The sequence below is a fragment of the Tetzosporium hominis genome (assembly GCF_002265435.1).
Lineage (GTDB): Bacteria > Bacillota > Bacilli > Bacillales_A > Planococcaceae > Chryseomicrobium > Chryseomicrobium hominis.
Genome location: NZ_NOKQ01000056.1, coordinates 1 through 242, shown reverse-complemented (window position 1 = coordinate 242; position 242 = coordinate 1). Strand labels below are relative to the sequence as shown.

Annotated in this window: 1 protein-coding gene; it reads left to right on the top strand. The window is 37.2% G+C overall.

The window, feature by feature from the left end; translation table 11 throughout:
• Window positions 1-68: 68 nt before the first annotated feature.
• A partial coding sequence (locus CF394_RS00175; RefSeq protein WP_207761655.1) for a 1-acyl-sn-glycerol-3-phosphate acyltransferase occupies window positions 69-242 on the top strand: 174 nt, incomplete at its 3' end.

Sequence of the window (242 nt, the reverse complement as noted above, 5' to 3'; positions counted from 1 at the left end):
TAATAAAAAAAATTGTTATAATAATAAAGGGAAACCTCATACGACTACATCAATAAAGGAAGTGCCATATGTATAAATTTACTGGTTATGCTGCAAAAGCGATTCTTTCTTTGCGCGGCGGAATTAAAGTATACAATAAAGAAAATCTTCCTAAAGACACAGGTTTCGTTATTGCGTGCACACATGCAGGATGGGTGGATGTCGTCGCACTGGGTGTCGGCATTTTGCCTATGGAAATTCAT